This is a genomic window from Cutibacterium porci (assembly GCF_009696315.1).
GTDB classification, from domain to species: domain Bacteria; phylum Actinomycetota; class Actinomycetes; order Propionibacteriales; family Propionibacteriaceae; genus Cutibacterium; species Cutibacterium porci.
Map to the genome: position 1 here is coordinate 113,318 of NZ_VUMG01000001.1, position 17,653 is coordinate 130,970.

The following is a 17,653-nucleotide window of genomic DNA, read 5'->3' on the forward strand; positions in this document are numbered from 1 at the left end:
GCCGGCATCGGTGCCGATCCATAAGTGATCTTACGCGTCGGCTTATGGCATTGCGTCAGCGCCACCATAGGTATCTCATGTCGTTCTTTTACCCGCGCGATACCTGCTACGTCTGGACACTTTTTATCAATTATCGACCCGCGTGAACCTATGTAGCGTCTAAAGTTGAGCCGGTTCCCTGTTCGGCAACGACGCTGGCGGGGAGCACCGTCGATACCGGGAGTATGCAGATGAGTCACATAGATAGCGCCACCCAGGCAACAGCTCAAGCTGGGAAACCAACTGATGGCGAGCCCCAGCTTCAGCGTGGCCTCAAGAACCGACATCTTCAGCTCATCGCCATTGGTGGCGCCATTGGAACAGGCCTTTTTCTCGGATCAGGAAAGACAATTTCGCTCGCAGGACCGTCCATCTTGCTGGTTTACCTCATCATTGGAGCAGTGCTCTTCTTTGTCATGCGGGCCATGGGGGAATTACTGCTGTCGAACCTGGCCTATAAGTCTTTTGCCGACTTTGCAACAGACCTCATTGGCCCTGGAGCCGGATTCTACATGGGGTGGACATACTGGATGTGTTGGGTCGTTATAGGTAACGCCGACACAATCGCGATGTGTGGATATCTGTCCGCCTGGTTCCCTAATCTCGACAAATGGATACCCGCAACATGTATCGTCTTGCTATTGACCTGCCTTAACATGGTAGCGGTAAAACTCTTTGGCGAGATGGAATTTTGGTTCGCCATGATTAAGATCGTCACCATCGTCGCATTAATCCTCATCGGCGGATACCTCGCGATCACCGGCTTCCAGCCCCCTCGCAGCGGAGTGCCGGCCGCGTCATTTTCTCACCTATGGGACCGCGGAGGATTCTTTCCAACCGGGTTCATGGGATTCATAGCCGGTTTCCAGATCGCCATTTTCTCTTTCCAGGGTATCGAGATGGCGGGAACCGCGGCAGCCGAGACAGCTGACCCCGAACATAATCTTCCTAAGGCCATCAATTCAATTCCGGCTCGCGTCCTTATCTTCTACGTGTTAGCCCTCGGCGTTATCATGGCTGTGCAGCCATGGGACCTTATCAATCCACAGGCGAGCCCTTTCGTCGAAATGTTTAGCTTTATTGGAGTCCTTATTGCCTTCCATATCGTTAACTTCGTGGTGCTTACTTCGGCCGCATCATCAGCAAACTCAGGGGTTTTCTCGACATCCCGTATCCTCTACGGACTAGCACGGGAGAAGGATGCCCCTCCCGTCTTTGCGAAATTGTCGAATCGGCATATTCCTCGCAATGCTCTGATCCTCACCGCAATATGTATTTCTCCGGCTATCATCCTCGTAACCCTTGAGGACTCAGTTATGGACGCATTCTCCCTCGTGGCAGGGGTCTCTTCGGTGCTCTATCTGTCAGTGTGGGGGCTCATCTTGGTTTGTTACCTCAAGTATTTGCGTAAGCATCCCGAACGCCATGTTGAGTCCGCCTTCAAGATGCCAGCCGGTCGCGTCATGTCGTGGGTAGGCATCATCTTCTTCATTACCATTCTCATCGTTCTAGGTTTTTCAGCAGATTCCCGTCAAGCTCTCATCGCCGCCCCTATCTGGGTGATATTTATGGCGGTGTTATATCGCCTACTGGCTTCTACCCGCGCTGATCACACTCGTATCGATTTTGACGCCGAACGAATCCGCGCACTCGAGGAGCTCCACCCCATGCAAGGCGACGAGCACCAGGCCTGACAGTGGCAATGTGGTCCACATGTGTGGACGATTTAGCCTGAGCATGGATGGCAACGAGATCGCGAACTTCTACCACGGCAGTCTCACGGCGCCATGGCAACCGAGGTACTCCATCGCTCCCTCGCAGATCGTGTTGGCTCTTCACCAGGAAGTCGGGCGAGTTCTTTCTCCGGTGAGGTGGGGTTTCCAGCCCCGTTGGGCAAAGGAATCTGGGCCGCGTCCCATTAACGCTCGGCTCGAGACCGTCGCCACGAATGGGATGTTCCGGGAGGCCATGGCCTCCCAGCGGTGCGTCGTCCCTATGACCGGTTACTTTGAGTGGACCGGAAAGCGCGGTGACAAAAACCCCATTACATCCACGGGTGTGGGCTCTTAAGTGCCGCAGCCATAGCCACGACGCGAAAAATCGTCACCGGATTCGAAACAACGATGACCATCATCACCGCGCCGTCTCGCGATGCCGCCGGGAAGGTCCATGACAGGATGCCGGTTTTTCTCACTGAGGCGGATAGTGAGGAGTGGCTCGACCCTGGCCGCCTCAATTCTGTTCAGGCACGTGGTCTAGCCGCCCATATTGGCCAGGCGCGCGAAACGATCGCACGCGAGCTGAGGATCGACCAGGTAGATCGACGCATCAACTCAGTGCGCACGATCGACCCAGCCGATCCTCTTCTCATCGAGCCAGTGGCCTGACACTTTTTGTCACGGCATGGGGGGAAGAAGCCCTGGCGATCCATGAGCCTCGCGGTCATAGCAAGCGCGCAATTCTCGCCCAATGATTCTTCGCCGCAGACGACGCAACTCCGTGTCGAAGTCACCGACCGCTCCATTGCGCGCCTTCCCGCCAGCAGAAACCAGGCTCGGTCGGCTACCGACGCGCGTGAGCAACCTCCCATGACGCCCCCAGGTGTCTGTCGCCGCTGACCGGGAGCGCAATGACGCCCCCAGGTGTCTGGGCCGAGCTCTTAGTGCACTTGGGGAATCTTGACGGGTTCACCAAACTTAGACATGGATTGATCTGTGATTATCTGAGTTTTGGGCTCCGTCACCTCAATCTTCATTCCGAGGACCCTTTTGGAGTCATCGAGCCAGTAGGTAGCCTTCAGGCTCTCATGGCTTGCCTTAATGTCTTTCCCGTATGGCAACTTGGCGGCGTCGAGGACAGCGTCAAACCGATGGCCCCGAGATTCTTTGCCCACATAGCTCGCTGAACCGATGGCCTGCCGCGACGCACTGAGTCCCTCGTGGGGATCCGTCATCAGCCTGAACATCGCTGTGGCGAAGGCATCGTCAGTACCTTTGACCCACTTGGATCCGCTCTTTTTGTAAATATCTTTGCCGACGAAAACAACGTCCTCCTTGATCTTCCCGTCAGGTGTGGAAACGTGGGAGAGAACCTTGGGTTTGGCCTGATCACGAGCATCAGAGTCTGACGACAGCTTGATAGTGTCCTTCTTCCCAGACTCAATCACGCTCAGGGAGCCCTCGGTGCGGTACGTCGTCATGGTCTTCATACCGGTAGCCAAAGCGTCAGAAAGATCACTCTTGCTGACCTTCCCCTCAGTGAAAAGTGGATCGGAGGAGGGGGTCGGGCTGGAGGCTGCACTAACAGCCGTACCCGCTGCCGTGTTAGCAGCTTTAGCCCCATCATCGCGACCGCCGCATGCCGTCAAAGACAGGCTTGTCCCGGCAATCACGGCTATAACTGCAACCTTGACGTGAGCTCTTGAAACACTTCGCATAAGAATCACGGCTCTAGAAAAGTGCCGTCCTTTCTAGAGGCACATACTACCTATGCTCATGGTCCCAATGGAGCCCCGAGACGCGCGCCAGACGACCGGCCGATCAGAAATGCAGCTACCGCATCACGTTTGGCTCAGCCCAGCAGGCAATACCACCAAAGGGCAATAATGGCGACACCGACGACCGTCACAACAGCGACGATAAGCCACGTCAGCCAGTCAGGACGCTTGCGCACCGCGATCTGTTCGTCACCGTCATGCATAAGGAAACCTCCGAGGATCGGTCACTTTGGGGGATGCTCACGCCAGCGTAGCTTCGCGCCACAATTACCCCAATCTCGCCGATCAGCGTGCAGTGAACAGCATCTCGGTGACGCGTCAACGTTTGGAAAGTTGGCAGTATCCCGCTGTACGATGTAACTCGTTCATCTTCTCAAACCATGAACCATAGCTCTCATTTCGCGCACACGTATGGAGGTCACTGTGCCATCGAGACTGACCCGCCGTTCGGTTCTGGCTACAGGTGCCGTCGCTCTTCCATTGACAGTCGCCGCCTGTGCCAAGACCTCCACGGGTGAGGATGGTTTTGGCTCTAGTGGGCATCTAGGAGACGCCGGCGCCTCGGCCACTCCAACTCCAACACCCACCCCCACTCCAACCCCCGCTGCTGTGACGGTCACCGCAGATCACCCGATTACCAAGCTCCAGCCAGGCGATGCGCTGAAGTTTGCTGTCACCAATGGGGCTCTCACGGACGTCAAGGTCACGGACTCCGAAGACGGCGAAGTCAAGGGCACCCTCGAGGGCACCTCATGGACCCCGACGAAGCCCTGGCGCCTCAACCGCTCTTACACCGTCGCTGCGACCCTCTCGAATACCGACCCCCATGCTGGCCCGACAACGACGGTGACCACGAAAGCCAAGAGCATCGACGGCGACGTCAACGTCGTCCAGATGCTCTACAGCGACGCCTCGGTTGGCATCGGCATGCCAGTCATCATCAAGTTTGAGCATGAGGTTATCGACGCCGGTATGCGTGCCGCGATCCAAAAGGCCATGCAGATCGACGTCTCCCCGAAGCAAGAGGGATCGTGGGGATGGATCGACCAGACCCAGCTGATGTGGCGGCCCAAGGACTTTTGGAAAGCAGGCACGAAGGTAAGCGTGCGCGGAAACCTCACCGGCCTGCCAACGTCGAGCCACCGCTGGATCACCCACGACGTCGAAGGATCCTTCCAGATCGGCGATGCGCGAATTATCAAGATCTACATCGACGACCACAAAATGGATGTTCTCCGCAATGGCAGCGTTGTGCGCACAATCCCGGTGACCACCGGTAAACCCGGTGCATCCACCACCACTAGGTCCGGCACCAAGGTCATTATTGAGCGCGATACCACGAAGGTTATGGACTCCTCGACGGTTGGCATCCCTAGCGGAAGCTCGGGTTACTACCGCGTCAAGGTCAAGTACGCTATGCGTGTCACCTACACCGGTGAATTCATCCACGCCGCGCCGTGGTCCGAAGGTTCTCAAGGCAGCGCCAACGTCTCCCATGGCTGCGTCGGTTTGTCCACCGCAAGCGCCAAGTGGCTGTTTAACTTCTGTGCCGCCGGCGATCCGGTCATCAATTCAGGTTCAAACCGGCAGTTCAAGCCCGGCGAGGGCATCGGTTGCTGGTGCTACGACTGGGATGGCTGGCAAAAGCTCAGCGCGGTCTGAGACGTTTTATACCCGGCAAAACCCTCTACCTCGATGCAAGGTAGAGGGTTTCGTTATATCCGAGACCTCCGACATCTAGTGGTTTCTTTTGGCGTCACGACGCGGTTTCAGCTCTCATCAGCGCTGTTTAGCAGCAGTTGACGCGACACGCTCAAACCCTCAACGTCTTTGAGACGGCGGGCCGTGAATTCCTAAGGTCCCATCTGTCCCGGAAACGCCGGGACCAAAGCCCCGATGCCTTCATGGCGAGAGGAAGTCACACCGTGATCCGCCCTACGCGCTCAATCCGAGGTGCTGCCGCCACCATCGCCCTCACCTCCGGGATCAGCGTCGTTGCGCCGGCTGTCTTTGGCTCGGTCGCACACGCAGCAACCACGCAGAAGATGTACGCGACCACGGACGTCAACGTACGCTCTGCCTCCTCCAACTCCGGCAAGGTGCTGACCGTCGCAGCGCGCGGCCAGTCGGTGAAGGTCACCGGCGAAAAGGTGCGCGGATGGGTTCCCGTCGCCGTCAATGGCACCACCGGCTGGATCTACGAACGATTCCTCACCGAAGAGGCTGTCCGCCCGGCCCACGTTGATTCTTCCGAGTCCGTCCCCCACACCATGACCGCTACTGTCGCGGTGAACGTCCGCGGTGCCGCTAGCAATGACGGCAAGGTCCTCACCTTTGCCGAGCGAGGTCAGCAGGTGAAGGTCACTGGACGCCCCGACCGCGGCTGGGTACCGGTCTCGGTTAACGGCACGTCCGGATGGATATACGGACGCTACCTCACCACTGGAAAAGTAGCTGCTGCCCCCGCTGAGCCGAAGAATGACGCCAAGAAGAATTCTTCAGCGAGCCGCGACCAGCATCGTCCAGCCCTTGACAACGCCCCCATCCACACCACCACCGGAATCAACGTTCGCAGCACCCCCTCCGCCTCCGGCAACCTCGTCAGCCAACTCGCCGCCGGCACAGGCGTCCACGCCACCGGCAACGTCCACGGCAACTGGGTCCAAATCAACACCAACGGCCACACCGGCTGGGCATACCGCACCTACCTCACCGGCAAACTCCCCGCCCCCGAAACAACCAAACCCGAGAAGCCCAAGGCGAGTAGCACCAGCCGCGACAGTGCCCGTCCGCCCCGTCAGGATGCGAATAATGGTGACTCCAAGGGCTCGGGTAGCGTCGACGGACGCTGCATCGCCTCGTTCTACGATGAGCCGCAAACAACCGCATCGGGCGAGCAGTTCAACCCGAATGCCATGACCGCAGCTCACAAGAGCCTGCCGCTGGGTACCCGCATCCGCGTCACGAATGTCCGTAATGGCCGTTCAACTGTCGTGCGGATTAACGATCGTGGCCCGTACGTCGCTGGCCGTTGCGTCGACCTGTCGCGCGCGTCGTTCGCCGAGATTGCAGATACCGGCCAGGGAACGACCCCGATCACCTACTCCGTCCTCAGCTGAATAACACACTTAGGGGGCGGTCCGCCAGACCGCCCCCTAAGTGTGTCTATTGGCGGTCCACAAGCCCCGGCGGCGAAAACTGTCAGCCAACGCCCGGTTGTGTCTCGACCGTGACGTGTGTTCCCGTTTCTTGGTGTTTTGTGTCGGCTAGCCGTAGCCTAGGTTGTGCCATAGTTCACACCGTGGTGACGCTCGGGAATGACCCCGTAGAGCCACCCGTCCACGTATGCCCGGCCACCGGTAATCGTCCGGACGAGGCCGCCAGGAAGGAACGCACGATGGGTTCGAGTGCAAGGTTCGTCGACGAAGACACCCAACTCGATTTCGATAAAGTTGTCGCAACCGACGGCCAGGTGGGTTACGACATCGCGGGTCTGCTCAGCAAGACCGGCAACGTCATGATCGACCCGGGATTCGTCAACACGGCATCCTGCGAATCGCAAATCACCTACATTGACGGTGAACAGGGAGTTTTGCGCTACCGCGGCTACCCAATCGAGCAACTTGCTGAACAGTCGACCTTCCTTGAGACCGCTTACCTTGTCTTGTACGGGGAATTGCCAAGCAAAGCCCAGCTAGACGGCTTCGAGGAGCGCATCCGACGCACCACTCTTATCGATGAGCGAATGCGCGACCTGTTCCGCTGCTTCCCGCGCCGGTCCCACCCGATGCCTGTGTTAGCTGCCGGCATCATGGCCCTATCGACATTTTCACAGAAGTCATCCGGCACAGATCCCGACCAAATTGAGGCGGCCACAACGCGCCTTATTGCCAAGGTTCCCACTCTGGCCGCCTTCGGTTACAAGAACTCCATGGGTCAGCCGACCCTCTACCCCGACAATTCTCTCAGCTACGTCCAGAACTTCATCCGGATGAGCTTCGGCTTTCCGACCGAGCCTTATGAGTTTAATGATGAGATCACTCGCGCTCTGGAAACGCTGCTCATCCTGCATGTCGATCACGAGCAGAACTGCTCAACATCGACGGTCCGTATGGTGGCGTCGTCGGGTGCCAACATGTATGCGGCAGTTGCTGCAGGCGTCAATGCCCTGTCTGGTCCGAAACACGGCGGCGCGAACCAGGCCGTCCTCGAGATGCTGCAGTTTATTCGCGACTCTGGCATGACCACTAAGGAGTTTGTGCGCAAGGTCAAGGATAAAGAGTCCCCTATCAAACTGATGGGCTTCGGCCACCGGATCTACAAGAACTACGATCCCCGCGCAGCCATCATTAAGAAACATGCCGACCGCATTATGGAACTCCATACTGGCCGTGAGGACCTCCTCGAGATCGCTAAGGAGCTCGAGGACACCGCGCTGAACGATGACTATTTCAAGGAGCGCAAACTCTACCCCAACGTTGACTTCTACACCGGCCTCATTTACGAGGCGATGGGCTTCCCGATGAATATGTTCACCGTGCTATTTGCTCTGGGACGCCTACCTGGCTGGATCGCCCAGTACAGGGAACAAGTTGCAACTGGTGGCAACAAGATTTGGCGTCCGCGGCAGATCTTCACCGGGGCTGACAAGCGAGATTACGTGCCTCTTGATAAGCGCGCCTGATACTAACCGGCCTGGGGGAAATATCTCCCAGGCCGGCGTGTGTAGGCACCGCATCCACACCGATGCTTCTGCCCCCCTGTATCTGATCCCTTGGACCATTTTTGTCAGTTCCGGAGGCGTCGGATCACCAAGGTGCCCAACCCACCCCTCGCTCGGGATTTTTCGCGGTACTCTGCCACCTTCCTCGCCCATGACGACCCCGATAGACTCCAGCGCATGGATTTGGTCGACGCGATGAATCTCCCCAAGGTCGTGCTGCACGATCATCTGGATGGTGGTCTACGCCCGGCAACCGTTGTGGAGCTCGCCGCGCAACGAGGCCGCGTGCTCCCCGCGCACACGCCCAAGGATCTCGCCGACTGGTTCTTCGAGTCGGCTAATTCCGGCTCTTTGGTTCGCTACCTTGACACTTTTGTCGAGACCGTTTCCCTGATGCAGGATGCTGATTCTCTTAGGCGCATTGCACGGGAATTCGTCGTGGATATGGCCGCTGACGGCGTCATCTATGCCGAAACTCGATGGGCCCCCCAACAGCACCTCGCCGGTGGATTGACAGCTGCAGCGGCTACTGAGGCAGTCCAGGCGGGTCTCGTGGAGGGAATGGAATCGGCATCTCGGTCGGGCAAAACGATCATCGTCCGCCAGATCTTGTGCCTCATGAGACATCTCGACGTCCCCGAAGACGTCGTGGATCTTGCCGTCAACCATGCCCCAGGGGTCGTTGGCGTAGATATTGCTGGACCAGAAGATGGTTTTCCGCTTGCGCCATTTTCCGAGTCGCTGGCACGCATCCAAGCGGCCGGAATCCACGTCACCGCTCATGCCGGCGAAGCAGCTGGGCCGGAATCGATCCTCGACGCCCTCAATCATGGAGCAGAACGCCTCGGTCATGGGGTGCGAATCATCGAGGACCGCGACGACACTGGGTGGGGTCCGACAGCCCAACGGGTACTGTCGGACCACGTCCCACTAGAGGTCTGCCCGACGTCGAACACTCAGACTGGCATTTGTCGCACGGTTGCCGAGCATCCGTTATCTACACTGTGGCCTGCCGGTTTCAACATCACGGTGAGCTGCGATAACCGCCTCATGAGCCGCACGACGACATCTCGAGAAATATCGCTGGTTTCTCAGGCACTCAATTGGGGCCGCAACGACGCGTTGACCATCCAGCGCAATGCGTTACAGGCAGCATTCTGTTCCCGAGAGGATAAACGGACTCTCATTCCTCTCTTGGTCTGAACACAGCGGGGTGGTGGTGGGGTGGTGGTGGGGTGGTGGTGCCCCACCACCACTAACCTCACAACACCTCAGCAGGAGACACCGTCGGCATACCCAACGCCTCACCCACCGGCGCACTCAACAACGCACCATCATGAGTCGCCAACCCACGCCTCAACTCACCCCGAGCCCGACACGCACCACGCCAACCCTCATCAGCCAACAACACCGCATACCGCATCGTCGCATTCGTCAACGCATACGTCGACGTATGCGGCACCGCACCCGGCATATTCGCCACACAATAAAACACCGAATCATGCACCCTAAACGTCGGATCAACATGCGTCGTCGGATGAGACCCCTCAAAACACCCACCCTGATCAATCGCAATATCCACCAACACCGACCCCGGCCTCATCTGCGACACCACCTCATCATCAACCAAATGAGGCGTCCGCGCACCCGGCACCAACACCGACCCAATCACCACATCAGACTCACGACACACCTGCCCCACAGCCAACCCACTCGAAAACAACGTCCGAATACGCCCACCACTCACCTCATCGATATACCGCATCCGCGCCACATCCACATCACACACCGTCACATCAGCACCCATACCCACAGCCACACGAGCCGCACACAACCCAGCAACACCACCACCAAGAACCGTCACACGACCCGGACGCACACCCGAACCACCACCCAACAACACACCACTACCCCCAGCAGACTGCAACAAACAATTCGCACCCACCTGAGCAGCCAACCGACCCGCAATCTCCGACATCGGAGACAACAACGGCAACGAATGATCCTCCAACTCCACCGTCTCATACGCAATCGACGTCACCCGACGCCCCACCAACTCACGCGTCAACGCCTCATCCGCAGCCAAATGCAAATACGTAAACAACACCAACCCCTCATGCAACCTCCCATACTCCTCCTCCACAGGCTCCTTCACCTTCAACACCACATCAGCGTCATCCCACACCGACCCCACATCACCCACAATCCGCCCACCAGCAGCCACAAACTCCTCATCCGAAATACCCGAACCCACACCAGCACCAGACTGAACCAACACCTCATGACCATGACCCACCAACGCATGAACACCCTCAGGCGTCACAGCCACACGAAACTCACTATTCTTCACCTCAGTAGGAACACCAACACGCATTTCACTTCTCCTTTGACAGTGTGCTCGTCGACATCTTCGTTAACGAGCTGCGGATAACGCCACGAGAATATGCATCGACGCAGTGCCAGCACCACGACTTGGCAAGGGAACTTTCGACTTTGCCAAAATGACCCCGCAAACCACGGGATCTAGCCATCACCGGAGGCGCTAGTGATCGGCCTTCTCGGATTCCTCGATGAGCGGCGGACAGACAAACTCGCCGGTGGCACGACCCTTCCGGTCCAGCATCCAACCCATAGATTTGTGGCTGCGCATGTACACGATCGTCTCCGCAGGGGCTAGACCCGGAATCGCCTCAGCGATCGCCGATTCGATCGTGCCGATTCCGCTGTGACGCTCCACCCGGAAGTTAACTCGCAGGTTGTTGCTACCCGTGATCCACATACAGGACCGCAGTGCCGACTGTTGACGCAGCAATTCCAACACCCGCGTCTTATGGTTAAGGGGAATCGTCGCGGTCCAGGTGCACTCTTGACTCCACCCACCCAGCTCCGGGGCAACGTCACACCGCAACTGAATCTGCCGGTTGGTCAGTAGTTTCTGCAGCCGGCGGTGCAGGGTGCTGGCAGGCACGTCTAGAGTACGGGCAAGCGAGGTGGCGCTAGTGCGCCCATCAATAGCTAGCAGGCGAGCCAGCTCGCGGTCCAAGTCGTCGGGAGGCAGCATCCACAGTTCTCCCGGCCGGGGCCCTTTTGCAAGGCTTTTCTCCCTTTTACTCAGGACGCCGATGCGCCAGGAATCCGAACCGATAACAACTGATGTCACCAAGGCGCTGCGCGAGCCATGGACGCCACGCAACCCTCCGATCCAGTCGATCACCATATCTGACAGCGTGGGGAAATCCGGTGCAACGACGGTCAGAAGAAGGTCACGGTTCCCTGTTGTTTCATCAACACTGACGATCATGGGGTTTGCGCACAGGGCCTTGATGACCTGAGGAAGACTCTCGGTGTGACAGTCGACCTCGACGATCGCAGTCATCTGCTGATCGAGGTTCGGACAAGCCGTTATCCACGCGACTCCGTCATCAACGAGACGCTGCCAACGGTGCGCGACGGTCGTCGGAGAGACGGCCAAAATCTTACCCACTTTAGCCCAGCTGGCACGTGGGTCGATTTGCAACACGTTGACGAGTCGTCGGTCAAGCTCTTCGTACATGTGGCTCCTTCGCCGACGCTGGGAAGATCACCAAAAGTGTCTCACTTCGGTTGGGAAAAACGTGCACCCACCCGGCCAATTGTGCGCACATCTGTCACATGGGCCGCTGCACAAACTCCCAGTGCCAGGGTAGGGGCCGAACGGATCAACGAAGAGCCGTCGACCTGCACAGCCGCAGGTCAGGGCAGGCCCCCTTCGGCTGCAGAGATGCCGCCAGCACAGCGCGTGTGACTGACAGTGACGCCACAAGGAAGCCGGCTCGCTTCAGCATCAGACATCGTCGTCAGGAGGAACCACAATGACCGCCACTACCCCCATCCGAGTCGTCCAGTGGGGCCTGGGAGCGATGGGCCAGGGCATGGCCAAACTCATCGCGGCCAAGGACGGGCTTGACCTCGTCGGAGCCATTGACGTTAATCCAGCCCTTGATGGCAAGGATGTTGGCGAGGTTCTCGGCACCGATCCGCTGGGAGTCAGCGTCACCACCGACCCGGCGTCCATCCTCGATTCCAGCAAGGTCGATGTCGTCACCATCGCCACAACCTCGTGGGTGCGCGATCAGATCGCCGATCTACGCACCATCATCACCGCTGGCATCAATGTCGTAAGCATCGCCGAAGAGATGTCCTGTCCCGAGGCTCAAAACCCCGATCTAGCCAAGGAACTTGATGACCTCGCCAAAAAGCACGGTGTTTCGGCCGTCGGCGTCGGCGTCAACCCCGGATTCGTACTTGACCACCTCGTCGTCGCCCTCTGCTCCGGAAACCAGGAAGTCACCCATATCGAGGCCCGCCGTGTCAACGACCTCGCCCCGTACGGCCAAACTGTCCTGCGAACTCAGGGAGTCGGTACCACGCCCGAGGAATTCAAGGCTGGAGTCGCGGACGGATCCATCGTTGGTCACGTCGGCTTCCCAGAGTCCATTCGGCTCATTAGCGACGCCCTAGGACTCGGGGTCGACTCGATTGAACAGCACATCGAACCCATCATCGCTAAGGTCGCCCGGCCCGCACGTGACCGCACCGTTGAGCCGGGACAGGTGGCCGGCTGCAACCACACCGCTGTCGGACGCCGTGGCGGCGATGAGGTCATCCGACTCATCCATCCGCAGCAGGTAGCCCCGGAAGCTGAAGGCCAGGAGACCGGCGACTTCATTACCATCACCGGTGTTCCTGACATCGCGATGTCGACAGGTCCAGAAATTGCTGGCGGCAAGGCCACCGCGGGAATATGCGTCAACACCATCCCGCGCATTCTCGCAGCCACCCCCGGCCTTAAGCGCATCATTGACCTGCCCTCGCCATGTGCCCTCATGGGGCCGTCGGCCTACGAGCGTCGCTGAGCGAGGTCACCATGGCAGATATCCCGAACAACGCCCCACTGGCAAGCGACCCCATTCCGAAGGGCACCTGGGTTGAGGTTCGCACCATCATCTTGCAGCCCTCAGAGCGTGCCGCTGCCGTACCGGCGGACACCGCCGCCACACCTCTCGTGCAGTGGGTCAGCGGATTCCTCGACGACGAGGCGCACCTCGGCGACGAAGTCACCATCACCACAATTATCGGCCGCCACCACACCGGCGTCCTCGACTGCGTCAATCCCAGCTACAGCCACAGTTTTGGCAACACCGTGCCCGAGTTGTTGACCATCGGCACCAGACACGAACCCATCACGTCTTGCGGGCAGGAGGACCAGTCATGAGCAACTCATATGACGACGTTATGGCGCGCCGTAGCGACATCATGCGGCGTGCCCTTGCCCTTGACTACGACAGTTTTCAGCGCAATGACCTGGTCTTCGACTATGACGCCTTGATGTCTTCTACCGGTTACGACCTGGACGACGTCGCGCGCATCCAAGCCGAGACCAAGGTTGGTCACACCCCGCTGTACGAGTTGCATCGCCTTACCGAAGCCGTCCGTCAGATCGCCGGCCCCGGAAAGGGAGCCCGCATTCTCCTTAAGGACGAGGCCGCTAATGCATCGGGCAGTTTTAAGGCCCGCCGAGCCTCCTTGAGTGCCCATGAAGCCCAGGTGAAGGGCTTCGCTGGCATGGTGACGGCAACCAGCGGTAACTATGGCGCTGCGGTTGCCTCTCAAGCCGCTCAGCGCGGGCTAGCCTGCATCGTCATTCAGGAAATATACGACTCCCACCACATTGGCCAGCCCGAGATTGTCGAAAAATCCCGAGCGTGCGAAGCCTACGGCGCAGAAGTGATCAAACTGACCGTTGGGCCAGAGCTTTTCTACGTACTTCTGCGAACCCTGGAGGACACCGGGTACTTCAACGCCAGCCTCTACACCCCCTACGGCATCGCCGGCATTGAGACCCTCGGTGCCGAAATCGGCCGTGAGGTGCAGCAACGCTACGGACGCCAACCCGACGCCGTCGTCGTCACCCACGCTGGTGGCGGCAACATCACCGGAACCACGCGCGGCCTGCGCAAGGTCGGCTGCGACGAAACTCAGGTGATCGCCGTATCGGTGGACCTCACTGGACTCCACATGGCGTCCGACCACGACTTCAATAACAAGTCATTTACGACCGGACACACTGGTTTTGGCGTTCCGTTCGCAACCTGGCCCGACCGCGTCGACGTCCCGCGCAATGCTGCCCGTCCGCTGCGGTACATGGATGGCTACCAGTTGGTGTCCCAAGGCGAAGTTTTCTACATGACCGAGTTGCTCACCAAGATCGAGGGGTTGGAGCGTGGACCGGCCGGCAACACCAGCCTGACGGCGGCAGTAGCCATGGCTCGTGAGATGGATCGCGACCAAATCGTCGTCGTCCAAGAGACCGAATACACCGGCGCCGGAAAACACCATAACAGCCAGCTGTCTTTTGCGCGGTCACGCGGAATTGAGGTTCGACGCGGCGACCCCGCCGGCAACGTTCCGGGCAAGGCGATCGTCATTCCCGAACGCCTCGACCAGATCAGCGTCCATCCTCTCGATCTCGACAAGCTGCGCCACAGCTATCTGCGTCACGCCAGTCAGATCGTGGCACCCGAGCGCTGGGGAGACGCTGAGCTGGACTTCCTAGCGGCTGAAACTAACACCACCGCTGACGACGTTCGCCAGATCGGCGTTGACCTGGCTACACACCCGAAAGGAGCATGATGTCCAACTCGGATCAGGAGCGCATCGAGCGTTATGAAGCTCTGCGCACCGAACTCGCCGGTCTTGACGACGCCGCCCTCAAAGAGCGCTTTTGGCAACTGTGTGAACAGGTCATGACCCCAGTCGTTGACCTCGCCCGCACTCACACCACCCCGTCTATCGAGCGGTCCGTGCTCTTGCGCATGGGCATCGACTCGGTGACAACTCACGCCGTTGTTGAGAACGTCTTCGCCGCCGGCCTGGGAGGCAAGGGAGCTGGCCACGCCGTGTTGCGGCTATCTCGCCGTGACGGCATCAATCTACGGGACGCCGCCTCCCGCATCGCCGAGGACCCCAAGGCCCTCGACGGACTCTTCGATGGCAGTCCGCTGCCACCAGCGAAGACGCCGACTGCGGATTCCAAGGAAGGAGCCTCGGCATGACCATCCAAGACCCGTGTCTGCACCACGCCCATGCCCATGAGCAGGCAGACCCTACGACCGTGACGCCTCCGCAGAACGTCGAGCCCCGTCCCGAACCGGACTTGCCCGGCCCGAATACCAAGCTCGACGTCGAGAACATTCTCACCGACCTTGAGCACTATCACCCCCGTCGCAAGGGGTGGACGTGGCGCAACGTGCCCGAAGAGGGAGTCGACATGGGCGACTTCCACTACCGGAATATGTCGACTCCGCTGAAACAGAGCGTGCCCCTGCCCGCCGCGGAATACTTCGAGAATATTGATCCCCAACCGGCACCCGTCGTCACCTCTGAGATCGCTTCCGGGCACTTCGAAGACGATCTTCGCCGCATGAGGATGGCCGCCTGGCATGGTGCTGATCACATCATGGTCATCCGCACCACCGGCCAAAGCCACATCGATGGACTGCTGGAGGGCACCCCGGAAGGCATCGGCGGTGTTCCGATTACCCGTAAGCAGCTGCGAGCAAGCCGCAAAGCCTGCGACCTTATCGAGGACGAGGTAGGACGCCCCATCAATTTCCACTCCTATGTGTCTGGAGTGGCCGGTCCCGAAGTGGCCGTCCTCTTCGCCGAGGAAGGAGTCAACGGCGCCCATCAGGATCCGCAGTACAACCTGCTGTACCGCAATATCAATGCTTATCGCAGCTATGTTGATGCCGGCGAGGCCAAGAAGGTCATGGCTGGAGCTCAGATCTTCCAGATCGACGGTGCCCACAATGCCAATGCCACAGCCAGACATGGCTGGAAGGTCATGCCGGAGCTCATGGTCCAGCACGGCCTCAACTGTATGTTCTCGGTACTGGTAGGAATGCCGAAAGACCTCATCGGTTTGTCGACGGTCCCGCCCAGCGCACCCCCGGCACCGAAACTTTGGTACGACCTGCCGTACGCGGTGGCCTTGCGGGATTTGTTCAGCGAGTACAAGATGCGTGCGCAGCAAAATACCCGGTATATCGAGTCTGACCTTGCCGAGGCTATCCGCACCCACACCATCGACACCCTCATCTCGATGCTGACGAGTGCGGACATTCAGTCGACAATCACCCCTGACGAAGGTCGCAACTTGCCCTGGCACCACAACTCGGTGCGCGGCATCCAGACGGTCAAGCAAACCTGGGCCGCCCTCGATGGCATCAAGGAAATGGTGACCATTAACCGCGAGGGGCCACTGGGAGATATGGCCCGCGACCTCAAGGAGAGGGCAATCGGGTTCCTTGCCGAAATGCTCCACGTTGGCGGCTATTTCGCCGCGGTTGAAGACGGGTTCTTTGTCGACTCGGCAGAATTCCCTGAACGCAACCACGACGGTATTGCCCGTGACGGCCAAGGCGGAATCGCCGAGGGAACCGTCGTCGAGCGCGACCCTGACTACCTCGCCCCAGTTTGCGACCATTTTGGCAACAACAGCGTGCCTGAGGGCCTCGACAAGCCATGTGACCTCATCGACGGCTGCACTCTGTGCAAACCCGAGAAAATCGTCTACATCGACGAGCTCGACCCCAACGATTCGGCAGCCACTCGCTTGGCCCGCACCCGCCCATTCCGCGATGGCACGGCACTGCGGCCCGAGGCTGAGTGGGCTGGTGACGGCGTTGTCTTGGTGCAAATGAACATCCCCGCGTCCGAAGACATCGCCCGAGAGGCAGCCGTCGAGATGGCGCGCAAGATGGGCCTCACCGATCCTCAGGTGTGCAACCTGCAAGTGCTACACCCTGCTGAAGGGTGCTTCGTTGAGGTCAAGGGTCAGGTGACCCACGTCGACGTCGACCCGTCCACGCTGACGATCCCCGAAAAGATCGAGTTGCTTCCTCCCGATGAGCTGCGCCAGTACGTCACCGACCATGAAGTGTCGGTTGTTGCCGGCACTGTTGGCGAGGACGAACACAGCGTCGGCCTGCGCGAAATCCTCGACATCAAGCACGGCGGGATCGAGAAATATGGCGTCAAATACCGCTACCTCGGCACCTCCGTTCCGGTGGAGAAGATGGTCGATGCAGCCATCGAAAGCGGCGCCGACGCCATCCTCATCTCGACCATTATCAGCCACAATGACATTCATCGCACGATGATGCGCAAACTCGCTGATCTTGCCACCGAGAAGGGGATACGCGACAAAATCGTCCTCATCGCCGGTGGTACCCAGGTGAGTCGGGAAATGGCCGCCGAGACCGGCCTTGACGCCACCTTCGGGCGTGGCACCAAAGGCATCGACGTCCTCGACGCCATCGTCCGCACCATGCAGGCCCGCGAGGAAGCCTGAT

General features: G+C 59.1%; 14 protein-coding genes and 1 pseudogene. 11 read left to right on the forward strand and 4 right to left on the reverse strand.

Features of this window, described 5'->3' with window-relative positions:
* The first annotated feature begins 230 nt into the window (after positions 1-230).
* Entirely contained in the window at positions 231-1,733 is a 1,503-nt protein-coding gene (locus FYJ43_RS00500) for an amino acid permease (protein WP_154561041.1), read from the forward strand.
* 43 nt (positions 1,734-1,776) lie between these two features.
* Positions 1,777-2,426, forward strand: a pseudogene (locus FYJ43_RS00505) (SOS response-associated peptidase).
* A gap of 272 nt (positions 2,427-2,698) precedes the next feature.
* Here the strand turns inward: FYJ43_RS00505 and FYJ43_RS12135 are convergent.
* Together FYJ43_RS12135 and FYJ43_RS00515 are read right to left on the reverse strand one after the other, a co-directional pair.
* Positions 2,699-3,430, reverse strand: coding sequence for a hypothetical protein (locus tag FYJ43_RS12135; RefSeq protein ID WP_229771541.1), 732 nt, complete (start codon positions 3,428-3,430; stop codon positions 2,699-2,701).
* 179 nt (positions 3,431-3,609) lie between these two features.
* Positions 3,610-3,738, reverse strand: coding sequence for an acyltransferase (locus FYJ43_RS00515; protein WP_154561043.1), 129 nt, complete (start codon positions 3,736-3,738; stop codon positions 3,610-3,612).
* Between the two features lie 277 nt (positions 3,739-4,015).
* Here FYJ43_RS00515 and FYJ43_RS00520 point away from each other — a divergent pair, with 277 nt between their 5' ends.
* The 4 genes from FYJ43_RS00520 (at position 4,016) to FYJ43_RS00535 (ending at position 9,461) form a co-directional block, all read left to right on the forward strand.
* Positions 4,016-5,197, forward strand: coding sequence for a L,D-transpeptidase (locus FYJ43_RS00520; protein WP_154562021.1), 1,182 nt, complete (start codon positions 4,016-4,018; stop codon positions 5,195-5,197).
* Between the two features lie 242 nt (positions 5,198-5,439).
* Entirely contained in the window at positions 5,440-6,654 is a 1,215-nt protein-coding gene (locus tag FYJ43_RS00525; protein ID WP_154561045.1) for a septal ring lytic transglycosylase RlpA family protein, read from the forward strand.
* Between the two features lie 278 nt (positions 6,655-6,932).
* Complete coding sequence (locus FYJ43_RS00530) at positions 6,933-8,219, forward strand: citrate synthase (RefSeq protein ID WP_154561047.1); 1,287 nt, start codon at positions 6,933-6,935, stop codon at positions 8,217-8,219.
* A 216-nt stretch (positions 8,220-8,435) separates the two neighbouring features.
* Positions 8,436-9,461 (forward strand): adenosine deaminase, encoded by a 1,026-nt coding sequence (locus FYJ43_RS00535; RefSeq protein ID WP_154561049.1) that lies wholly within the window; start codon positions 8,436-8,438, stop codon positions 9,459-9,461.
* Between the two features lie 58 nt (positions 9,462-9,519).
* Here FYJ43_RS00535 and ald read toward each other — a convergent pair whose 3' ends face one another.
* Positions 9,520-10,632, reverse strand: a complete 1,113-nt coding sequence (gene ald / locus FYJ43_RS00540) for an alanine dehydrogenase (protein ID WP_154561039.1) — start codon at positions 10,630-10,632, stop codon at positions 9,520-9,522.
* Positions 10,633-10,800: 168 nt separating this feature from the next.
* Positions 10,801-11,811 (reverse strand): Lrp/AsnC family transcriptional regulator, encoded by a 1,011-nt coding sequence (locus FYJ43_RS00545; RefSeq protein WP_154561051.1) that lies wholly within the window; start codon positions 11,809-11,811, stop codon positions 10,801-10,803.
* Positions 11,812-12,109: 298 nt separating this feature from the next.
* On the opposite strand from FYJ43_RS00545, the gene ord reads away from it, so the two are divergent.
* The 5 genes from ord to oraE are packed head-to-tail and all read left to right on the forward strand — an operon-like array spanning position 12,110 to position 17,652.
* Positions 12,110-13,153 (forward strand): 2,4-diaminopentanoate dehydrogenase, encoded by a 1,044-nt coding sequence (gene ord / locus FYJ43_RS00550; RefSeq protein ID WP_154561053.1) that lies wholly within the window; start codon positions 12,110-12,112, stop codon positions 13,151-13,153.
* Positions 13,154-13,164: 11 nt separating this feature from the next.
* The gene (ortA, locus tag FYJ43_RS00555; protein WP_154561055.1) at positions 13,165-13,512 is read left to right on the forward strand and encodes a 2-amino-4-oxopentanoate thiolase subunit OrtA; all 348 of its coding nucleotides are present in this window, start codon (positions 13,165-13,167) and stop codon (positions 13,510-13,512) included.
* Positions 13,509-14,930: a 2-amino-4-oxopentanoate thiolase subunit OrtB gene (gene ortB / locus FYJ43_RS00560; protein ID WP_154561057.1), complete on the forward strand. Its 1,422-nt coding sequence runs from the start codon at positions 13,509-13,511 to the stop codon at positions 14,928-14,930. The genes ortA and ortB overlap by 4 nt, the downstream gene beginning before the upstream one ends.
* Positions 14,927-15,352, forward strand: a complete 426-nt coding sequence (gene oraS, locus FYJ43_RS00565) for a D-ornithine 4,5-aminomutase subunit OraS (RefSeq protein WP_154561059.1) — start codon at positions 14,927-14,929, stop codon at positions 15,350-15,352. Before ortB ends, oraS begins: the two co-directional genes overlap by 4 nt.
* Positions 15,349-17,652 (forward strand): D-ornithine 4,5-aminomutase subunit OraE, encoded by a 2,304-nt coding sequence (gene oraE, locus FYJ43_RS00570; RefSeq protein ID WP_154561061.1) that lies wholly within the window; start codon positions 15,349-15,351, stop codon positions 17,650-17,652. Before oraS ends, oraE begins: the two co-directional genes overlap by 4 nt.
* Position 17,653: the final 1 nt, after the last annotated feature.

Coding starts and splice junctions, on each gene's coding strand:
- FYJ43_RS00515 (WP_154561043.1), bottom strand. CDS start 3,738: ATGCATGACGGTGACGAACAGATCGCGGTGCGCAAGCGTCCTGACTGG.
- FYJ43_RS00525 (WP_154561045.1), top strand. CDS start 5,440: ATGGCGAGAGGAAGTCACACCGTGATCCGCCCTACGCGCTCAATCCGA.
- FYJ43_RS00545 (WP_154561051.1), bottom strand. CDS start 11,811: ATGTACGAAGAGCTTGACCGACGACTCGTCAACGTGTTGCAAATCGAC.
- oraS (WP_154561059.1), top strand. CDS start 14,927: ATGATGTCCAACTCGGATCAGGAGCGCATCGAGCGTTATGAAGCTCTG.
- ald (WP_154561039.1), bottom strand. CDS start 10,632: ATGCGTGTTGGTGTTCCTACTGAGGTGAAGAATAGTGAGTTTCGTGTG.
- oraE (WP_154561061.1), top strand. CDS start 15,349: ATGACCATCCAAGACCCGTGTCTGCACCACGCCCATGCCCATGAGCAG.
- FYJ43_RS00500 (WP_154561041.1), top strand. CDS start 231: ATGAGTCACATAGATAGCGCCACCCAGGCAACAGCTCAAGCTGGGAAA.
- ortB (WP_154561057.1), top strand. CDS start 13,509: ATGAGCAACTCATATGACGACGTTATGGCGCGCCGTAGCGACATCATG.
- ortA (WP_154561055.1), top strand. CDS start 13,165: ATGGCAGATATCCCGAACAACGCCCCACTGGCAAGCGACCCCATTCCG.
- FYJ43_RS00535 (WP_154561049.1), top strand. CDS start 8,436: ATGGATTTGGTCGACGCGATGAATCTCCCCAAGGTCGTGCTGCACGAT.
- ord (WP_154561053.1), top strand. CDS start 12,110: ATGACCGCCACTACCCCCATCCGAGTCGTCCAGTGGGGCCTGGGAGCG.
- FYJ43_RS00530 (WP_154561047.1), top strand. CDS start 6,933: ATGGGTTCGAGTGCAAGGTTCGTCGACGAAGACACCCAACTCGATTTC.